At 70.3% G+C, this 16,800-nt stretch carries 13 protein-coding genes; 9 read left to right on the plus strand and 4 right to left on the minus strand.

Annotated features, from left to right (window positions below; translation table 11 throughout):
* Window positions 1-630: 630 nt before the first annotated feature.
* Window positions 631-1,080 carry a PTS glucose transporter subunit IIA gene (locus AB0H78_RS14375; RefSeq protein WP_363234687.1) on the plus strand — a complete coding sequence of 150 codons (450 nt, stop codon included), beginning with the start codon at window positions 631-633 and terminating at the stop codon, window positions 1,078-1,080.
* Window positions 1,081-1,157: 77 nt separating this feature from the next.
* A complete protein-coding gene (gene ptsP, locus AB0H78_RS14380) occupies window positions 1,158-2,828 on the plus strand; it encodes a phosphoenolpyruvate--protein phosphotransferase (RefSeq protein WP_363234688.1) in 1,671 nt (556 codons plus the stop codon).
* Window positions 2,829-2,907: 79 nt separating this feature from the next.
* On the opposite strand, the gene AB0H78_RS14385 is transcribed toward ptsP, so the two are convergent.
* Together AB0H78_RS14385 and AB0H78_RS14390 are read right to left on the minus strand one after the other, a co-directional pair.
* Window positions 2,908-3,822: a hypothetical protein gene (locus tag AB0H78_RS14385; RefSeq protein ID WP_363234689.1), complete on the minus strand. Its 915-nt coding sequence runs from the start codon at window positions 3,820-3,822 to the stop codon at window positions 2,908-2,910.
* 21 nt (window positions 3,823-3,843) lie between these two features.
* The gene (locus AB0H78_RS14390; protein WP_363234690.1) at window positions 3,844-5,118 is read right to left on the minus strand and encodes an MFS transporter; all 1,275 of its coding nucleotides are present in this window, start codon (window positions 5,116-5,118) and stop codon (window positions 3,844-3,846) included.
* 46 nt (window positions 5,119-5,164) lie between these two features.
* Between AB0H78_RS14390 and AB0H78_RS14395 the strand changes: the two genes are divergently transcribed.
* Window positions 5,165-6,484 carry an aminotransferase class I/II-fold pyridoxal phosphate-dependent enzyme gene (locus AB0H78_RS14395; RefSeq protein WP_363234691.1) on the plus strand — a complete coding sequence of 440 codons (1,320 nt, stop codon included), beginning with the start codon at window positions 5,165-5,167 and terminating at the stop codon, window positions 6,482-6,484.
* Window positions 6,485-6,590: 106 nt separating this feature from the next.
* On the opposite strand, the gene AB0H78_RS14400 is transcribed toward AB0H78_RS14395, so the two are convergent.
* Complete coding sequence (locus AB0H78_RS14400; RefSeq protein WP_363234692.1) at window positions 6,591-8,564, minus strand: acetoacetate--CoA ligase; 1,974 nt, start codon at window positions 8,562-8,564, stop codon at window positions 6,591-6,593.
* A gap of 215 nt (window positions 8,565-8,779) precedes the next feature.
* Here AB0H78_RS14400 and AB0H78_RS14405 point away from each other — a divergent pair, with 215 nt between their 5' ends.
* Complete coding sequence (locus AB0H78_RS14405; RefSeq protein ID WP_363234693.1) at window positions 8,780-11,137, plus strand: TIM-barrel domain-containing protein; 2,358 nt, start codon at window positions 8,780-8,782, stop codon at window positions 11,135-11,137.
* On the opposite strand, the gene AB0H78_RS14410 is transcribed toward AB0H78_RS14405, so the two are convergent.
* Window positions 11,134-11,553, minus strand: coding sequence for an NUDIX domain-containing protein (locus AB0H78_RS14410; protein ID WP_363234694.1), 420 nt, complete (start codon window positions 11,551-11,553; stop codon window positions 11,134-11,136). The two genes, AB0H78_RS14405 and AB0H78_RS14410, sit on opposite strands and share 4 nt — an antisense overlap.
* Window positions 11,554-11,616: 63 nt before the next feature.
* Here AB0H78_RS14410 and AB0H78_RS14415 point away from each other — a divergent pair, with 63 nt between their 5' ends.
* From AB0H78_RS14415 to glpK, 5 genes are all read left to right on the plus strand, one after another.
* Window positions 11,617-12,426: a M15 family metallopeptidase gene (locus AB0H78_RS14415; protein ID WP_363234695.1), complete on the plus strand. Its 810-nt coding sequence runs from the start codon at window positions 11,617-11,619 to the stop codon at window positions 12,424-12,426.
* Between the two features lie 176 nt (window positions 12,427-12,602).
* Complete coding sequence (locus AB0H78_RS14420) at window positions 12,603-13,034, plus strand: zinc ribbon domain-containing protein (protein WP_363235145.1); 432 nt, start codon at window positions 12,603-12,605, stop codon at window positions 13,032-13,034.
* Window positions 13,031-14,230, plus strand: coding sequence for a lipid-transfer protein (locus AB0H78_RS14425; RefSeq protein WP_363234696.1), 1,200 nt, complete (start codon window positions 13,031-13,033; stop codon window positions 14,228-14,230). Before AB0H78_RS14420 ends, AB0H78_RS14425 begins: the two co-directional genes overlap by 4 nt.
* Before the next feature lie 259 nt (window positions 14,231-14,489).
* Window positions 14,490-15,215 carry an MIP/aquaporin family protein gene (locus tag AB0H78_RS14430; protein ID WP_363234697.1) on the plus strand — a complete coding sequence of 242 codons (726 nt, stop codon included), beginning with the start codon at window positions 14,490-14,492 and terminating at the stop codon, window positions 15,213-15,215.
* Window positions 15,216-15,275: 60 nt separating this feature from the next.
* Entirely contained in the window at window positions 15,276-16,787 is a 1,512-nt protein-coding gene (glpK, locus tag AB0H78_RS14435; RefSeq protein WP_363234698.1) for a glycerol kinase GlpK, read from the plus strand.
* Window positions 16,788-16,800: the final 13 nt, after the last annotated feature.

A 16,800-nucleotide genomic window follows, 5' to 3' on the forward strand; every position in this document is an offset into this window, starting at 1 on the left:
GTTAAGCACGCCGCCAGCGTTCGTCCTGAGCCAGGATCAAACTCTCCGTGAATGTTTTCCCGTAATCGGGATCACACATCGGAAGAGCGGAACGAGCAGTCGGAATAGGACTGTTCGTTCACTGCGTCCTCGCTGTGTTGCCTTCCCGGCAAAGGGAAGGGCTTTTTCAAAGGAACCACCAACCCCATCGAAGATGAGGCCGGGGTATCAACATATCTGGCGTTGACTTTTGGCACGCTGTTGAGTTCTCAAGGAACGGACGCTTCCTTTGGTCCCATTTCACTGGGCCCTCCGGGCGCTTCCCATTCGGTGTTCCACCACTCTATCAGGCCTTTTCGCTCTCCCTGACCACCAATTCTGCAGACATGCAGAAGCGGAATCCGGGTTAGGATCTGGGCTAATTAGAGGCCGCCGACCCCCGACTCAAAGTCGCGTTGGGGTCAGGCAGGAGTACGACAGTACAGGGTGGCAGCAGACGAGGCAAATCGTTTGCGGTACGCCCCTAGGTCCGCCAACCGGTCGCTCTCAGGCGGAACCGGGACTTCTTATGACTTACCCTTCTGAACAGTACGCCGTCCTGGACAGGTAGCGACGGCGGCACACGAATCTCCACCCCCTGGGAGGCTCCCTATGACCAGCGTGACGTCCCCGCTTGCCGGACGCGCCATCGGACTCGCCGCAGTGCCGGACCCCGTGTTCTCCGGCGCGATGGTGGGCCCCGGCACCGCTATCGACCCCGTACGCGAGCCGTCTGCGGCCGTGTCTCCGGTCGACGGCATCATCGTGTCCTTGCACCCGCATGCCTTTGTCGTCGTCGACGACCAGGGGCACGGGGTGCTGACGCACCTCGGCATCGACACCGTTCAGCTCAACGGTGAGGGCTTTGAGCTCCTCGTCAACAAGGGTGACACGGTGACGCGCGGCCAGGAGATCGTCCGGTGGGACCCGGCAGCCGTCGAGGCCGCGGGCAAGTCTCCCGTGTGCCCGATCGTGGCGCTCGAGGCCACCGCAGAGTCACTCACCGACGTCCGTGAGGACGGCGACGTCAAGGTCGACGACGTTCTGTTCGGCTGGCAGTGACCTCGGCGCCGTCATGACGGCGAGTTGGACATCCACCGCGGCGAAACGGTTCGCCGCAACAATCGGAGACGGGTGAAATGCAGACAACGCTGCGAGGCGTCGGCGTGAGCCACGGTGTGGCAATCGGCGAGGTTCGGCACATGGGTACGGCGGTTCTGGAGCCGCCGGCCAAGCAGATTCCGACGGAGGAGGCCGACCGCGAACAGGGGCGCGCTCGGCAGGCCGTGGAAGCTGTGGCAGCTGACCTGATTGCGCGCGGCAATCTGGCCGGTGGCGAGGCACAGCACGTGCTCGAGGCCCAGGCGATGATTGCCCAGGACCCGGAGCTCATGGCTGATGCCGACCGGCGGATCGCCGTCGGGTCCACCGCCGAGCGGGCGGTGTACGACGCGTTCTCGCACTATCGGGAGCTGCTGGCCGGCGCCGGTGAGTACATGGCGGGACGCGTCGCGGACCTCGACGACGTACGGAACCGGATCGTGGCGCGGCTGCTCGGTGTTCCGATGCCGGGCGTGCCCGACAGCGATGAGCCCTATGTGCTGATCGCGCGGGACCTTGCTCCTGCCGACACCGCTCTGCTCGACCCGGCGCTGGTGCTCGGGTTCGTGACCGAGGAGGGTGGGCCGACCAGCCACAGCGCCATTCTGGCGCGTGCGCTCGGGGTTCCCGCCGTCGTCGCTCTGCCGGGCGCCGGTGAGCTGGCCGAGGGCACGGTCATCGCCGTGGACGGCAGCACCGGGGAGATCTTCGTCGAGCCGAGCGCCGAGAAGCGCGCGGAGATGGAGAGCGCCGCGGCCGCGCGGAAGGCCGCGCTGGCCGGTTCGAGCGGGCCCGGTGCCACCTCCGACGGCCACAAGGTGCCGCTGCTCGCCAATGTCGGCGGTCCGGGCGATGTGCCCGCGGCTGTCGAGGCGGGTGCCGAGGGCGTCGGTCTTTTCCGTACCGAGTTCCTGTTCCTCGACGACTCGGCCAAGGCCCCGTCGGAGGAGAAGCAGATCGCTTCGTACCGTGCGGTGCTGGAGGCCTTCCCCGAGGGCCGCGTGGTCGTGCGGGTGCTCGACGCGGGCGCCGACAAGCCGCTGGACTTCCTGACGCCGGCCGACGAGCCGAACCCGGCCCTCGGTGTGCGCGGGCTGCGCTCGCTCCTCGAACACCCCGATGTGTTGCGCACCCAGCTGACCGCGCTGGCCAAGGCGGCCGAGGGGCTGCCGGTGTACCTCGAGGTCATGGCGCCGATGGTGGCCGACCGGATCGACGCCAAGGCATTCGCCGACGCGTGCCGGGAAGCCGGGCTGCAGGCCAAGTTCGGCGCGATGGTGGAGATTCCGTCCGCTGCTCTGCGGGCGCGGTCGATCCTGCAGGAGGTCGAGTTCCTCTCGCTGGGGACCAACGACCTGGCGCAGTACGCCTTCGCCGCCGACCGTCAGGTCGGTGCGGTGTCCCGGCTGCAGGACCCGTGGCAGCCCGCGCTGCTCGACCTGATCGCGATGTCGGCAGAGGCCGCCTCTGCCGAGGGCAAGAGCTGTGGTGTGTGTGGCGAGGCCGCCTCCGATCCGCTGCTCGCCTGCGTGCTGACCGGACTTGGTGTGACCAGCCTTTCCATGGGCGCCGCTTCGATTCCGTATGTGCGCGCGACGCTGGCGAAGTACACGCTCGCCCAGTGCGAGCGCGCTGCTGCTGCCGCGCGGGCCGCTGACAGCGCCGAAGAGGCTCGTGTCGCCGCTCAGGCGGTGCTGTCCGGCGAGTGACCGGGCAAGCAGAGTGATGTGAGGTCGGTCCCGAGGGGGGCTTTCCGCCGGATCCGGTGGAAAGCCCCCCTCGGGCTTTTCAGTGACGGGGTTCCTCCTCCGGGAGCGGGAAGCCCGCGCAGTACTCGACGCCCGATTCGGGGGCGACCGGGTCACCCGTCTCCGCGTCCGTGCAGTACGCGTTGAAGACCTCGCCCGCGGTGAGGGGCGCCAGGTGACCACGGTCCAGTTTCCAGCCGTGGACCTGGTCGGGCCGGCCTGGCCTGCGGGTGCGCAGGACCACTCCGCCGGGGCTCTCGATCGCGATTCCGGCGGCCAGGACCGTGAGGAACGCGGCTCCGTCCGCGTGGTCGATCCTGGCGGGCTCTCCCGTCAGGCGTTCCGCGTGCAGGACCGCCAGGAGCGGCTCGTCCTCCGTCGGGACACTGCAGACGAGATGGTGGATGCCGGAGCCCGCTCCGTCGAGCAGGTGCAGCAGCGCACGGGAGGCGTGGCCGTAGGAGGACTCTCCGATGTCCTCGCCGCACTCCGCGCACTCCCCCACCTCGGCGAGCAGCATCGTCGCGTACTCCCAAGTGGCTTGGTTCACCGCTGCGTTGATCAGTTGCGGGACGAGGTGCTCGATGGGCTGGCCGCTGTAGGGGACGGATGCTCCGGCTGCCGCGATGTCCGCCGTGAACCGCGTCCTGCTGTCGGCGGAGTCCGGGTCGAGTCCGGACGCGTCGCAGAATTCCGCGTAATCCTGCGGGTCGAAGAGGGCGACCGTCGCGTGCAGGCCCTGCGCGGCGAGAGCTCTGAGCAGGCCGTCGACCTGTGCGAGATAGGCCGGGTGGTCGTCGAAGGTGAACGTGGCGTACCGCCGCATCTCCGCGAAGTCCTGCTCGTCCGCGAGCAGGCCGACGGTGCTCGGCGCCTCACGGCGCAGTGCGCGTCGCATGGACCTGGACGGATTCCTCGTGTTGGTCGTGTACTTCCTGCTCTTCGTCTGTCCCATGGCTCCCCCTGAGCTCTGCGATCAATGCTCACTCACCGTAACCGACGTCACTGACAGTGCCCGGCGGGGCAGCCTGTTGCGTACGAGACGGCGCTGGGCCACGACCGTGGCGACCACGCCTGCGCCGAGCAGCGGCCAGGCGAAGGCGCCCGCGGCAATGACCGCGGTGACCAGCAGGGGGCCTCCGCTGCGCTGGGCCGACGAGGACAGGCCGTGGACTCCCAGATAGGCGCCTTGGGCGTCGTCGGGGGCGAGTGCCACGGACAGCTCCCAGGAGGCGATGGAGTGGAGTATCTCCGCGAAGGTGAAGGCGACGGCCGCGACGGTGAGGGCGGTGATCGCGAGCCAGGTGCCGCCCGCGACCGAGGCGGTCATGGCGGCGCAGCCGACGGCGAAGACGGCGACGAGCGGGAGGAGGAGCGCACTTGCTTTGTCGGGGGTGCCGCCGAAGCGGGAGAGCGGGACCTGGCAGAGGACGACCAGGACGCAGTTGAGGACCATCAGGAGCGGGATCATGCCGTGCGGGACGTCGGTGGAGTGGACGATCCACAGGGGCATGCCGACCTGGAGTACCGCGTCGTCGAGGAAGAGTGCCGCCTCGGTGGCGGTGAAGAGGAGGTAGGTGCGGTCCCGCCAGGGGCTGGAGGGTGGGGCGGGCGGGGCCGGTTGTGAGGAGTCGGTGACCGTCCGGGAAGGGGAAGGCGGCTCGGCGCAGCGGACGGTGAGCACCGCCGCCGCGAGGAAGCTGATGACGTTGCCGATGAGCAGGGCCTGGTAGGCGTGGGTGGTGCCCACGGCGAGGGCTCCTGCCCCTGCCAGGCCACCGATGGCCCAGCCTGCGTTGGACACGGTGCGCTGCACTGCCTGGTAGCGGGTGCGGTCGGGGCCCGCGATCCGGGCCGCGTACAGCTTGGTGAGGACGTTGGAGCCGCGATCGGCGAGGCTCGTGAGGGCGGAGTAGAGCAGGAGGAGGGAGAAGCTGTCGGTGGTGAGGAGCGCCAACAGAGCCACTGCCTGCAGGAGTTGGGCGCCGATGAGGACCCGGGTGACGGGGAAGCGGTCGGCGAGGTGGCCGGCGAATGGGGCTCCTGCGATGCCCGCGGCTCCCGATATCCCCATGAGCAGGCCGACTTCGGTGACGGAAAGGCCGGTGACCAGGGTGAAGTACAGGGCGGCCGCGCCCATCCAGAGGCCGGTGCCCGCCTTGTTGATCAGCGCGATCCACAGCATGCGGCGGCCGTCGCGGCCTCCTGGTATCCCTGCGTACAGTGCGGCCCGGCGACGACTGAAGCTCACTGTTCCCCCTTGACTTCCACTTTTGTATTGATACATACTTTGCTACGTGGCAGCACAATATGCGATCAGTGGTACGACCGCCAAGGGGATTGCCTCGTCGGTCGAGCAGGCGGTGGCCGAGGGCGGGCTCGGACCGGGAGAGGCCCTGCCTCCGGTGCGGCGGCTCGCCGACGAGCTCGGGGTCAGCGCGGGAACGGTGGCGACCGCGTACAAGGAGCTGCGCCAGCGCGGGATCGTGGTGACGCGCGGGCGGGGCGGGACGGTAGTGGCGCAGGCTCCCGCCGTGGGGGCGCGGCGGCCGCCGCGGGTGCCGCAGGGGGTGCGGGATCTGGCGGGCGGGCATCCGGACACGGCGTTCCTGCCGGTGCTGCTGCCCCCGGAGCGGGTCGATCCGGTGAACGGTTCCCACCGGGCTTCGCCCCGACTCGCCGGGCTCGAGGAGGCGGCCAGGGCGTGGTTCGCGCGCGACGGGGTGCCGGACGGGCAGGTGACCTTCGCGCACGGGGCGCTGGACTGCATGGCACGACTGCTCTCGGTGGAGCTGAAGCCCGGGGACATCGTGGCCGTGGAGGATCCCGGATTTCATCATCTGCTCGATCTCGTACCGGCGTTGGGGCTGCGGATGGCTCCGGTGGCGGTGGACGACCAGGGCATCAGGCCCGACGCACTGCGCGGCGCGCTGCGGGCGGGGGCCCGTGCGCTGGTGTGCAGCCCTCGGGCGCAGAGTCCGGCGGGCGGCTGTTTCTCGGCGGAGCGGCAGGAGGCTCTGCTGGAGGTGCTGAGCGCGTATCCGGAGGTGCTCGTCGTCGAGGACGACCACAACGCGGAGGTGTCGGGGGCCGCTTCGCACGCGCTGGCGTCGGGGGGTCTGCCCCGGTGGGCGCAGGTGCGGACCGTCTCCAAGCATCTGGGGATCGACCTGCGGTGGGCGGCGCTCGCGTGCGACGCGACCACGCTGGCCCGGCACGAGGGGCGCATGCTGCTCACGTCCGGGTGGGTCAGTCACGTACTGCAGGAGACGGTTCTGCGGACCATGTCCGATGCCGGTGCGCGGGCGCTGGTGAAGCGTGCGGAGGTTACGTACGGCGAGCGGCGCGAGGCGCTGATCGGGGAGCTCGGCGGGCGCGGGATCGGGGCGCACGGAGCGAGTGGGCTGAATGTGTGGGTGCCGGTGCGGGACGAGTCCGCTGTGGTCAACGGGCTGCGGTCGCGCGGGTGGTGGGTGGCGGCGGGTGCTCGGTTCCGTATCGCCACGCCTACGGCTGTACGGATCACGACGGCCACTCTGGAGGTGGGCGACGCGGTGCGGCTGGCCTCGGACTTCGCCGAGGTGCTGGGCGAGTCCGAGGCCACGTACGGGGGTTAGGGGGTGTCCGGCGGATCAGGTCGCTCTTGCTCGGCGTTGATGCTTTCACTGCTGGTGAGCGGTGGTCCGGTGCGTGCAGCTGCAAGGCGGAGGAAGGCGACACCCTCTAGCGGCGCGTGCGGGCCAGGGTCTCGTAGAAGCGGAGGAGGTCGAGGTTGTCGACCGAGCCCGCGTTGACCGCCTTGTCCAGGGGGGTGCCCTGGAGGAGGCGCTTGACCGGGACCTCGATGCGTTTTCCGGTCAGGGTGTGCGGGACGCCGGGGACCTCGATGATGTCGTCCGGGACGTGGCGGGGCGAGAGCTCGGTGCGGATGGTGCTGATGATGCGCGCTCGGAGGCTGTCGTCGAGCGTTGCGCCTTCGGTGAGGTGGACGAAGAGCGGCATCCAGTAGCCGCCGTCCGGTTCCTCCAGACCGATGACCAGGGATTCCTTGATCTCGGGGAGGCGTTCGACTGCTTCGTAGATGTCGGCGGAGCCCATGCGGACGCCCTGGCGGTTGAGGGTGGAGTCCGAACGGCCGTGGATGACCACGGAGTTGTGGTCGGTGATCGTGATCCAGTCGCCGTGACGCCAGACGCCGGGGTAGGTGTCGAAGTAGCTGTCGTGGTAGCGGCTGCCGTCGGGGTCGTTCCAGAAGCGGATCGGCATGGACGGCATGGGGGCTGCCACGACGAGTTCGCCGACGTCGCCGATGAGGGGCTTGCCCTGGGGGTCCCAGGCCTGGAGGTCCGTGCCCAGGCAGGCGGCCTGGAGTTCGCCGATGTGGACCGGGAGGGTGGGCACCGCGCCGGCGAAGCAGCTGCAGACGTCGGTGCCGCCGCTGACCGAGGCGATCCACACGTCGTCGCCCGCCGCCTCGTGGAGCCAGCGGAAGCCGTCGGGCGGGAGCGGGGAGCCGGTGGTCGCGATGCACTTGACCGAGGTCAGGTCGTAGTCGCGGGCGGGGTGGATGTCGGCCTTGCGGCAGGCCATGACGTACGCCGCCGAGGTGCCGAAGACGGTGGCGCGGGTGCGCTCGGCGACCTGCCACTGGGCTCCGGTGTCGGGGAAGCCGGGGCTGCCGTCGTACAGGACGATCGTGGTGCCCGTGAGCAGGCCGGAGACGAGGAAGTTCCACATCATCCAGCCGGTGGAGGTGTACCAGAAGAAGCGATCGCCGGGGCCCAGGTCGCAGTGCAGGCCGATCTGCTTGACGTGCTCGATCAGGATGCCGCCCTGGGACTGGACGATCGCCTTGGGGAGGCCTGTGGTGCCTGAGGAGTAGAGGACCCAGAGGGGGTGGTCGAAGGGGACCTGCTCGAAGACGGGGGCTGTGGTGCCGGCTGTGGCCTCTGACCAGTCGAGGGCGCCCTCGGGGGCCTCCGTGCCCAGGAGCGGGATGTGGATCACCGCGCGGAGGGTGGGGAGTTCGCGGCGGAGCTCGGCGACGGTTTCCGTACGGTCGTGGGACTTGCCGCCGTAGCGGTATCCGTCCACGGCGAACAGGACGACGGGTTCGACCTGTTGGAAGCGGTCGAGGACGGCACGGGCGCCGAAGTCGGGGGCGCAGGAGGTCCAGACCGCGCCGACCGCGGCGGTGGCCAGGAGGGCGGTGACGGCCTGGGGGATGTTGGGGAGGTAGCCGCTGACGCGGTCTCCGGGGCGTACGCCCAGGGCTCGGAGCCGGGCCGCGAGCGCTCCTGTCTGGCGGCGGAGCTCCGACCAGCTGACGGGCTGGGGGCCATGCGTCTCGTCGACGTGGAGGAGGGCGGGGTCGTCCGCGCGGGAGGGGTCTTCGGCGGTGCGCAGGGCGTGTTCGGCGTAGTTGAGGGTGGCTCCGGGGAACCACTGCGCGCCGGGCATGGAGCGGTCGGCGAGGACGGTGTCGTACGGAGTCGAGAAGCGGAGGTCGAACCACTCGGCCACTGCCGTCCAGAAGCTGTCCAGATCATCGACCGACCAGCGGTGGAGCGCTGGATAGCCGCCCTCGGCGGGGGCGCCGTGGTGCTCTGCCGCCCAGGCCTGGAAACGGGTGATCGTGGCGCTGTCGATGCGCTCCTGGCTGGGCTGCCAGAGAGGTGCGGCGTTCGCTGTGGTCATGGTGCGGCTCCCGGACTGTACGCGTGGTCTGCGTGGGTCGCGCGCACGTGCGGGGGTGTGCGCGTGACGCGGCTGTCAGGGACGATGCCACGTGATCGTCTTGTGCACCAGGGTGCTCAGCCCATGGTGGGGCGTGGGGTCCGGTGGTGCCACCGCGGGTGAACGGAAGTTGAACGGACCTCGCGGCGCCGGTGGTCGGTGGCAGGGTGAGCGGCATGGACGTCTCTGACCTGGTGCGCTCGGTGAAGGCAGTCGGAACGATGCAGGGACTGCGCGCCGTGCGTTCCGCGTGGCGACGACAGCGTACGGATGCCAGGGAGCTGCCGCCGCGCGGCGCGGAGCGGGCACGCGTGCCGGGTGTGATGACCGGTGTCGAGCCCCGGCCCGGGGGCGGTGTGGTGCGGTTCGCGCGCGCCGAGCTGCAGGTCACGGTGGGGGTGGGGGGCGCGGTCTTCTGGGGTTGGGAGGGGGCCGGGCCGCTGCCCTCGTACGCGATCACGGGGGGCGGCCCCGAGCCCGATGCGCGGGCCTTCCTCGAACCGGACAAGAACGGCGGCTGGCGGGTGGTCTCGGAGCGGCTGACGGTCGCCGTGTCGCGGCACGGGGCCATCGAACTGCTGACTCCGGGCGGTGTCGTACTGCGGCGGGAACTGCCGCCGCGCTGGTGGGAGCCGGCCGGTGGCGGCCAGGCGCGGTGGGTGCAGCGGTCCGAAGTGCCCGCCGACGCACGGTTCTTCGGCCTGGGCGGGCGGGGCGCGGGGCCCCGGCTGCGCGACGGTGCGTACGTCTTGTGGAACACCGATCCGCGCGGGGGATTCGACCGCGGTGACGATCCGCTGTACATCACCATGCCCGTGCAGCTGGTGGTGGCCGATGCCGGGACCCATCTCTGCTTCCACGACAACACGTGGGAGGGGAGGGTGGTGCTGTCCGAGGGCGAGGAGGGCGAGGGGTCGGGACACGACCGGCCGGGGACCAGTGAGCTGCGGATGGGCGGCGGACCGCTGCGCTGCTGGGTGGTGGCCGGCACGCCCGCGCGCGTACTGCAGGGGTGGACGGCGCTGACCGGTGCGCCCGCGCTGCCGCCGTCGTGGGCGCTGGGGCCTCAGCACGCGCGGTGGGGGTTCGGCAGCCAGGACGAGGTGCGGCGGATCGCGGCGGCCTACCGGGAGCGGGATCTTCCGCTGGCCGCGCTGCATCTCGACATCGACCACTACGACCGGCATCAGGTCTTCACCGTGGACCGCGAGCGATTTCCCGATCTGCCGGGGCTGGCCAGGGATCTGCGCGCGGAGGGCGTCCGGCTCGTGTCGATCGTCGATCCGGCGGTGAAGGCGGAGGCGGGGAACGCGGTGTACGAGGGCGGGGCTTGTGTCGATGCCTTCGTACGGGACACACGCGGGCGGCCGGCGCGCGGCGTCGTCTGGCCGGGCGAGTGCGTCTTCCCCGACTTCACGGCTCCTCGGGTGCGGAAGTGGTGGGGCGGGCTGTACGAGGAGCGCCTCGCGCAGGGATTCTCCGGGGTGTGGCACGACATGAACGAGCCCGCCTCCTTTGCCGCTTTCGGGGATCCGACGTTGCCCCGGTCGTCCCGGCACGATCTGGAGGGGCGGGGCGGGGACCATCGCGAGGCCCACAATGTGTACGGGCTGACGATGGCCATGGCCGGCTACGAGGGGCTGCGGGCGCTCCGTCCCGACGAGCGGCCCTTCCTCTTCTCGCGGTCCGGGTGGGCGGGCATGCAGCGCTACGGCGGCACCTGGTCGGGGGACGTGACGACCGGGTGGCCGGGGCTGCGGGCCTCGCTGTCGCTGGTGATGGGGCTCGGGCTGTGCGGGGTGCCGTATTCGGGGCCCGATGTGGGCGGATTCGACGGGCGGCCGTCCCCGGAGCTGTTTCTGCGGTGGTTCCAACTGGGCGCGTATCTGCCGCTGTTCCGTACGCATTCGGCCATCTGGGCGGGGCGGCGGGAGCCGTGGGAGTTCGGGCCGCGGGTGCTGGAGCATGCGCGCGCCGCGCTGGTCGAGAGGGAGCGGCTGCGGCCGTACTTCATGACGCTGGCGCACCTCGCGCGGCTGACCGGGGCTCCCTATGTGCGGCCGCTGTGGTGGGGCGCGTCGGCCGACCGGGCGCTGCGCGACTGCGAGGACGCGTTCCTGTTGGGGGACGCGCTGCTGGTGGCGCCGGTTCTCGAGCGCGGGAGCGATCGGCGGGCGGTGCGGCTGCCGCGCGGGCGGTGGTACGACACGGCTACGGGGCAGGCGCACGAGGGGCCCGGGCAGGTGCTGCTGGATGCGCCGCTTTCCCGTATCCCGGTACTGGCGAGGGCCGGTTCGGTGATTCCGGTGCGGGACGCGGACGGCTCGCTCGAACTGGAGGTGTGGGCTCCGGCCGCGGGACGTACCGGGGGCGGGATCGTCGTGGCGGACACGGGCGACGGGTGGGAGAAAGCGACGGTCGAGCGGTTCACCACCAAGCTGGTGCGGGGGCGGGTGGTGGTGGAGCAGGTCGTCGAAGGAAGCGCGACCGAGCCTCGGTATCCGGTACGGGTGCGGGGGGTCCAGGGCGTCTAGGGGGTGTACCCGCCTGCGAACCACGTGCGCAGGGCCGCCGTGTGCAGGGGGAAGGCGAGGTCCTGCGGGGTGTAGAGCGCGTGCCAGCCTGCGGTCTCGTCGGTGGGCACGGAGGGCGGGAGGTCCTGCGGCGCGCGCTCGGGCAGGAGGCCGAAGAGCAGCAGGTAGCCGTCCGGGGCGCTCATCGCGTCGGCCAGGCGTACGTCTTCCCGGGCGGCCTCGATGCCGGTCTCCTCGTGCAGTTCCCGTACGACCGCGTGCCGCCAGTCCTCCAGGTGGTCGATGTAGCCGCCGGGGAGGGCCAGGCCGCCGCTGCGCGGCTCGATGGCGCGGGTGATGACGACGAGGCCCCTTCTGTCGTTGTCCCGGACGGGCTGGAGGGCGACGGCGACAGGGAGCGGATTGCGGTAGTTCATGGGCGCGGACTGTATCCGATCGCCCTTTCCCCGAAGGCCGTTGACCTGATAGATGGAGTGCCCATGACACGAATGACTTCCGCTGTACGTGCCCTGGTGACCGCCGCAGCAACGCTGCTGGCCGTCACCGCCCTCTCCCCCACGGCCCGGGCGACGCCCGAGCCCAAGGCCCCGAAGGAGTTCGTGGCGCTGAGCTCCGTCGACCCGACGATCATCCAGGAGATGCGCTACCCGTACGAGCACAACTTCGTGGCCGCGCCGGTCGACGGCTACCAGCAGCCGCTCTGCATCCTCACCAGGCCCGCGGCCCAGGCTCTGCACCGGGCGCAGACGAAGCTGCTGCGGCAGGGGTATTCGCTGAAGGTGTACGACTGTTACCGGCCGCAGCGGGCCGTCGATCACTTCGTACGGTGGGCCAAGGACCTGGACGACGAGAAGATGAAGGCGGAGTTCTATCCGCAGGTCGACAAGACCCGTCTGTTCGCGGACGGTTACATCGCGGAGAAGTCCGGGCACAGCCGCGGCTCCACCATGGACCTGACGCTGGTGCGGCTGCCCGCGATGCCGACGCGCCCCTATCGGCCCGGCCAGGAACTGGTTCCGTGCTACGCGCCGAAGGCGCAGCGCTTCCCGGACAACTCGATCGACATGGGCACCGGATTCGACTGCTTCGACACCCTCTCGCACACCGACGACCCACGCATCACGGGCGTCCAGCGGACCAACCGTGACCTGCTGCGCGATGCGCTCGGCGCCGAGGGGCTGGTGAATCTCCCGGAGGAGTGGTGGCACTACACGTACAAGCCCGAGCTCTTCCCCGACACGTATTTCAACTTCCCTGTCGCGCGGCGGTCGGTGGCCGGGCACCACTGACGCGTCGGTGCGGATGAAGGAGCGGCCGGGACCACCCCCGTGGGTTCCGGCCGCTCCTTCACTTCCTTTCGGACGCGAACCGGCCACTTCCGGTTCTCCGCCGTCGCGTGGCAAACTCCTGACGTACCGTCAGATCATTGATGCCGGGAGGGATTTTGACGCGCACGCGTACACCCGTGGTGGCCGACTGGTTCACCGACGACGCCGAAGAGGACGGCTTCCGTCTCCTCGGTACCCGCTGCTCGGCCTGCTCGGCGGTCTTCTTTCCGCGCGAGGACTCCTTCTGCCGCAACCCGGCCTGTACGGGAGGCGAGTTGGTCCAGGTGCCGCTCTCCCCGCGCGGCCGCGTCTGGTCGTACACCGACGGGCGCTACCGGCCGCCAGCGCCGTACGTCTCCGATCCCTCCGCCGAGTGGAAGCCGTACGTCCTGCTCGCGGTGGAGCTGGAGGCCGAGCGGATGGTCGTCCTCGGCCAGGCGGCCCCGGGCGTGGAGCTCGCGGACCTGACCGTCGGCATGGAGGTGGAGGTCGTCCCCGGGGTGCTCAGCGAGGACGCCGACACCACCTGGACCACCTGGCACTGGCAGCCGACGGGAGCGCACAAATGACCGGCAGCGCAGGCGACATAGCGGTACTCGGGGCCGGCATGCACCCCTGGGGCAAATGGGGCCGCAGTTTCGTCGAGTACGGAACGATCGCGGCCCGCGCCGCCCTCGCCGACGCCGGGATCGGCTGGCAGGACGTGCAGTCGGTGGTCGGCGCCGACACCGTGCGCGGCGGATACCCCGGGTACGTCGCCGGGGCGACCTTCGCCCAGGCCCTCGGCTGGCAGGGCGCGCGGGTGACCAGCGTGTACGCCGCCTGCGCCTCAGGGGCGCAGGCCGTCTCCACGGCCAGGGCCCAGATCCTCGCCGGCCTGGCGGACGTCGCCCTGGTGGTGGGCGCCGACTCCGCGCCCAAGGGCTTCTTCGCCCCGGCCGGCGGCGAGCGCCCGGATGACCCCGACTGGCTGCGCTTCCGGCTCCTCGGAGCCACCAACCCGGCCTACTTCGCGCTCTACGCACGCCGCAGGATGGCCCTGTACGGCGATACGCCAGAGGACTTCGCCCAGGTGAAGGTGAAGAACGCGGCAGCCGGGCTGCTCAACGCCAACGCCCGCTACCGCAAGGCCGTCACGCCCCAGGACGTCGCCGCATCCACGGTCGTCTGCGACCCGCTGCGGCTCCTCGACATCTGCGCGACCTCCGACGGTGCCGCGGCGCTGGTGCTGAGCAGCATGGAGTTCGCGCGCCGCCACGGGGCGCCGGATCCCGTCCGTATCCGCGCGGTCGCGACCAACACCCCCGTCTACCCCAAGTCCGTACTCGACCTGCCGGACATCGCGACCGATTCGGGCGCGGCCGTGGAACCGTCCGGGGAGTCCTTCCGCGCCTCGATCGCCCGGGCCGCGTACGAGGAAGCGGGCATCGGTCCCGACGACCTGTCGCTCGCCGAGGTCTACGACCTGTCCACCGCGCTGGAGTTGCAGTGGTACGAGGACATCGGGCTCTGCGGCGAGGGCGAGGGCGCGAAGCTGCTGCGCGAGGGGGCGACCGCGCTCGGCGGCCGTGTACCGGTCAATACCAGCGGCGGTCTGGCGTCGTTCGGGGAGGCCGTCCCGGCCCAGGCGATCGCCCAGGTATGCGAGTTGACCTGGCAGCTGCGCGGGCAGGCCGGGGAGCGGCAGGTGGCCGGTGCGCGCGCCGGGATCACTGCCAACCAGGGGCTCTTCGGACACGGATCGTCGGTGATCGCCGTCCGCTGAGCAGCGCCCTGGCAAGAGGATTCCCGGCCACCGGCGGCCCGTTCGTCCCACGACCTTGACGCTCCATCACCACCGGTGAACACTTCGCGTTGTCTGTCGGCGCCGCCGGACGCGGTGCGCCCGTCATGGACACGGCACGCGCGCCACGGCGGCCGGGCGGGGCGCGGGAACGCCCGTCACCGGCTCCGTAGCCATGGGAAACGCACCCTGCACGGAGGACCGGGGCCCACTCGTCCCGGGCTAGGGACAAGGAGCCGCCATGAGCAATGGGGATATTTTCGTCGGCGAGATCATCGGTACAGCCGTCCTGATTCTGTTCGGCGCGGGCGTCTGCGCCGCCGTCACGCTCAACCACTCGAAGGCGAAGGCCGCCGGCTGGGTGGCCATCGCATTCGGATGGGGCTTCGGTGTTCTCGCCGGGGCCTACACCGCGGCCCCGCTCTCGGGCGGGCACCTCAATCCGGCCGTGACGATCGGCATCGCGGTCGACACCGGCAAGTGGGACAAGGTCTGGGTCTATCTGCTGGGGCAGATGGTGGGCGCGATGCTGGGCGCCGTCCTGTGCTGGCTCGCGTACTTCGCGCAGTTCCAGGCCAACCGCGACACCGAGACCGCGCTTCCGACGCTCGGTATCTTCTCCACCGCACCGGAGATCCGTAACCCGGTGGCCAACATGATGTCCGAGATCATCGCCACGATCGCGCTCGTCCTGCCGATCCTGGCCTTCGGGCTCACCAAGGGCCTGGGCGAGTCCGGTACGACGGTACTCATCGTCGCCCTCCTCGTGGTCGGCATCGGCCTCTCCCTCGGCGGGCCCACGGGTTACGCCATCAACCCGGCCCGTGACCTGGGACCGCGCATCGTCCACTCCCTGCTGCCGATCCCCAACAAGGGTTCATCGGACTGGAGTTACGCATGGGTGCCGGTCGCGGGGCCACTGATCGGCGGGGCCCTCGCCGGGCTCATCTACAACGTCGCCTTCTGACCGGCACCCGGCACGACTCCCGACACGCACCCGACACGTCTTTTGACGAAGGGGACAGCAATGACGGACAAGTTCGTCGCAGCGATCGATCAAGGCACCACATCGAGCCGGTGCATCATCTTCAATCATGACGGGGCCATCGTCGCCGTCGACCAGCGCGAGCACCGCCAGATCTTCCCCAAGCCCGGCTGGGTGGAACACGACGCCACCGAGATCTGGTCGAAGGTCCAGGCAGTGGTCGCCGGAGCGCTCGCCAAGGCGGGGCTCCGTGCCGACCAGCTCAGCGCGCTCGGCATCACCAACCAGCGCGAGACGACGGTGCTCTGGGACCGGGCGACCGGAAAGCCCGTGCACAACGCCATCGTCTGGCAGGACACCCGTACGGCCGCACTCTGCAACGAACTCGGCGCCACGGACGGCCAGGACCGCTTCCGCGACCTCACCGGGCTGCCGCTCGCCAGCTACTTCTCCGGGCCCAAGGCGGCCTGGCTGCTCGACAACGTACCCGGACTGCGTTCGCGCGCCGAGCGCGGCGAGATCGCCTTCGGCACCATCGACTCCTGGCTGATCTGGAACCTCACCGGCGGCACCGACGGCGGGGTCCATGTCACCGACGTCACCAACGCCTCGCGCACCATGCTGATGAACCTCGAGACCCTCCAGTGGGACGCCTCGATCCTCTCCGCGATGAACGTCCCCGAGGCGGTCCTCCCGGAGATCAAGTCCTCCGCGGAGGTGTACGGGACGGCCGTCGGCCAGCTCGCCGGCGTGCCGGTGGCCTCGGCGCTGGGCGACCAGCAGGCCGCGATCTTCGGGCAGGCCTGTTACGACACGGGCACGGCGAAGAACACGTACGGCACAGGAAGCTTCCTGCTCCTCAACACCGGTAACCGGCCCGTCCCTTCGAAGAGCGGGCTGATCACCACCATGGGGTACAAGATCGGCGGCGAGGCGCCGGTCTACTGCCTAGAGGGGTCGATCGCGATCACCGGCGCTCTGGTGCAGTGGTTCCGCGACCAGCTCGGCATCATCCGCAACGCGGAGGAGATCGAGACGCTCGCGGCGAGCGTCGAGGACAACGGGGGCGCGTACATCGTGCCCGCCTTCTCCGGCCTCTTCGCGCCCTACTGGCGCTCGGACGCCCGCGGTGTCATCACCGGCCTCACCCGCTATGTGACCAAGGGGCATCTGGCGCGCGCGGTACTGGAGGCCACCAGCTGGCAGACCCGCGAGGTCGTGGACGCCATGTACCAGGACTCGGGGGTGCAGATCACGACGCTCAAGGTGGACGGCGGCATGACCGCCAACAACCTCCTGATGCAGCATCAGGCGGACGTGCTGGGTGTTCCGGTGATCCGGCCCAAGGTCTCGGAGACGACATGTCTGGGCGCGGCGTACGCGGCCGGGCTCGCCACCGGCGTCTGGTCGGACCTCGACGAGCTCAAGGCGCACTGGCAGCGCGACGTCGAGTGGACGCCGCGGATGGACGGCTCCGTGCGCGAGCGCGAGTATGCCAACTGGCGCAAGGCGGTGGAGCGTTCCTTCGGCTGGCTGGAGGAGGACGCGCAGTAGGTACGTGACCCAC

The sequence above is a fragment of the Streptomyces sp. NPDC050738 genome, from assembly GCF_040654175.1.
Taxonomy (GTDB): Bacteria; Actinomycetota; Actinomycetes; order Streptomycetales; family Streptomycetaceae; genus Streptomyces.

Excerpts from the sequence above, each read along its gene's own strand:
- AB0H78_RS14375 (WP_363234687.1), top strand. The coding sequence starts at position 631 with ATGACCAGCGTGACGTCCCCGCTTGCCGGACGCGCCATCGGACTCGCC.
- ptsP (WP_363234688.1), top strand. The coding sequence starts at position 1,158 with ATGCAGACAACGCTGCGAGGCGTCGGCGTGAGCCACGGTGTGGCAATC.
- AB0H78_RS14385 (WP_363234689.1), bottom strand. The coding sequence starts at position 3,822 with ATGGGACAGACGAAGAGCAGGAAGTACACGACCAACACGAGGAATCCG.
- AB0H78_RS14400 (WP_363234692.1), bottom strand. The coding sequence starts at position 8,564 with ATGACCACAGCGAACGCCGCACCTCTCTGGCAGCCCAGCCAGGAGCGC.
- AB0H78_RS14405 (WP_363234693.1), top strand. The coding sequence starts at position 8,780 with ATGGACGTCTCTGACCTGGTGCGCTCGGTGAAGGCAGTCGGAACGATG.
- AB0H78_RS14410 (WP_363234694.1), bottom strand. The coding sequence starts at position 11,553 with ATGAACTACCGCAATCCGCTCCCTGTCGCCGTCGCCCTCCAGCCCGTC.
- AB0H78_RS14415 (WP_363234695.1), top strand. The coding sequence starts at position 11,617 with ATGACACGAATGACTTCCGCTGTACGTGCCCTGGTGACCGCCGCAGCA.
- AB0H78_RS14425 (WP_363234696.1), top strand. The coding sequence starts at position 13,031 with ATGACCGGCAGCGCAGGCGACATAGCGGTACTCGGGGCCGGCATGCAC.
- AB0H78_RS14430 (WP_363234697.1), top strand. The coding sequence starts at position 14,490 with ATGAGCAATGGGGATATTTTCGTCGGCGAGATCATCGGTACAGCCGTC.
- glpK (WP_363234698.1), top strand. The coding sequence starts at position 15,276 with ATGACGGACAAGTTCGTCGCAGCGATCGATCAAGGCACCACATCGAGC.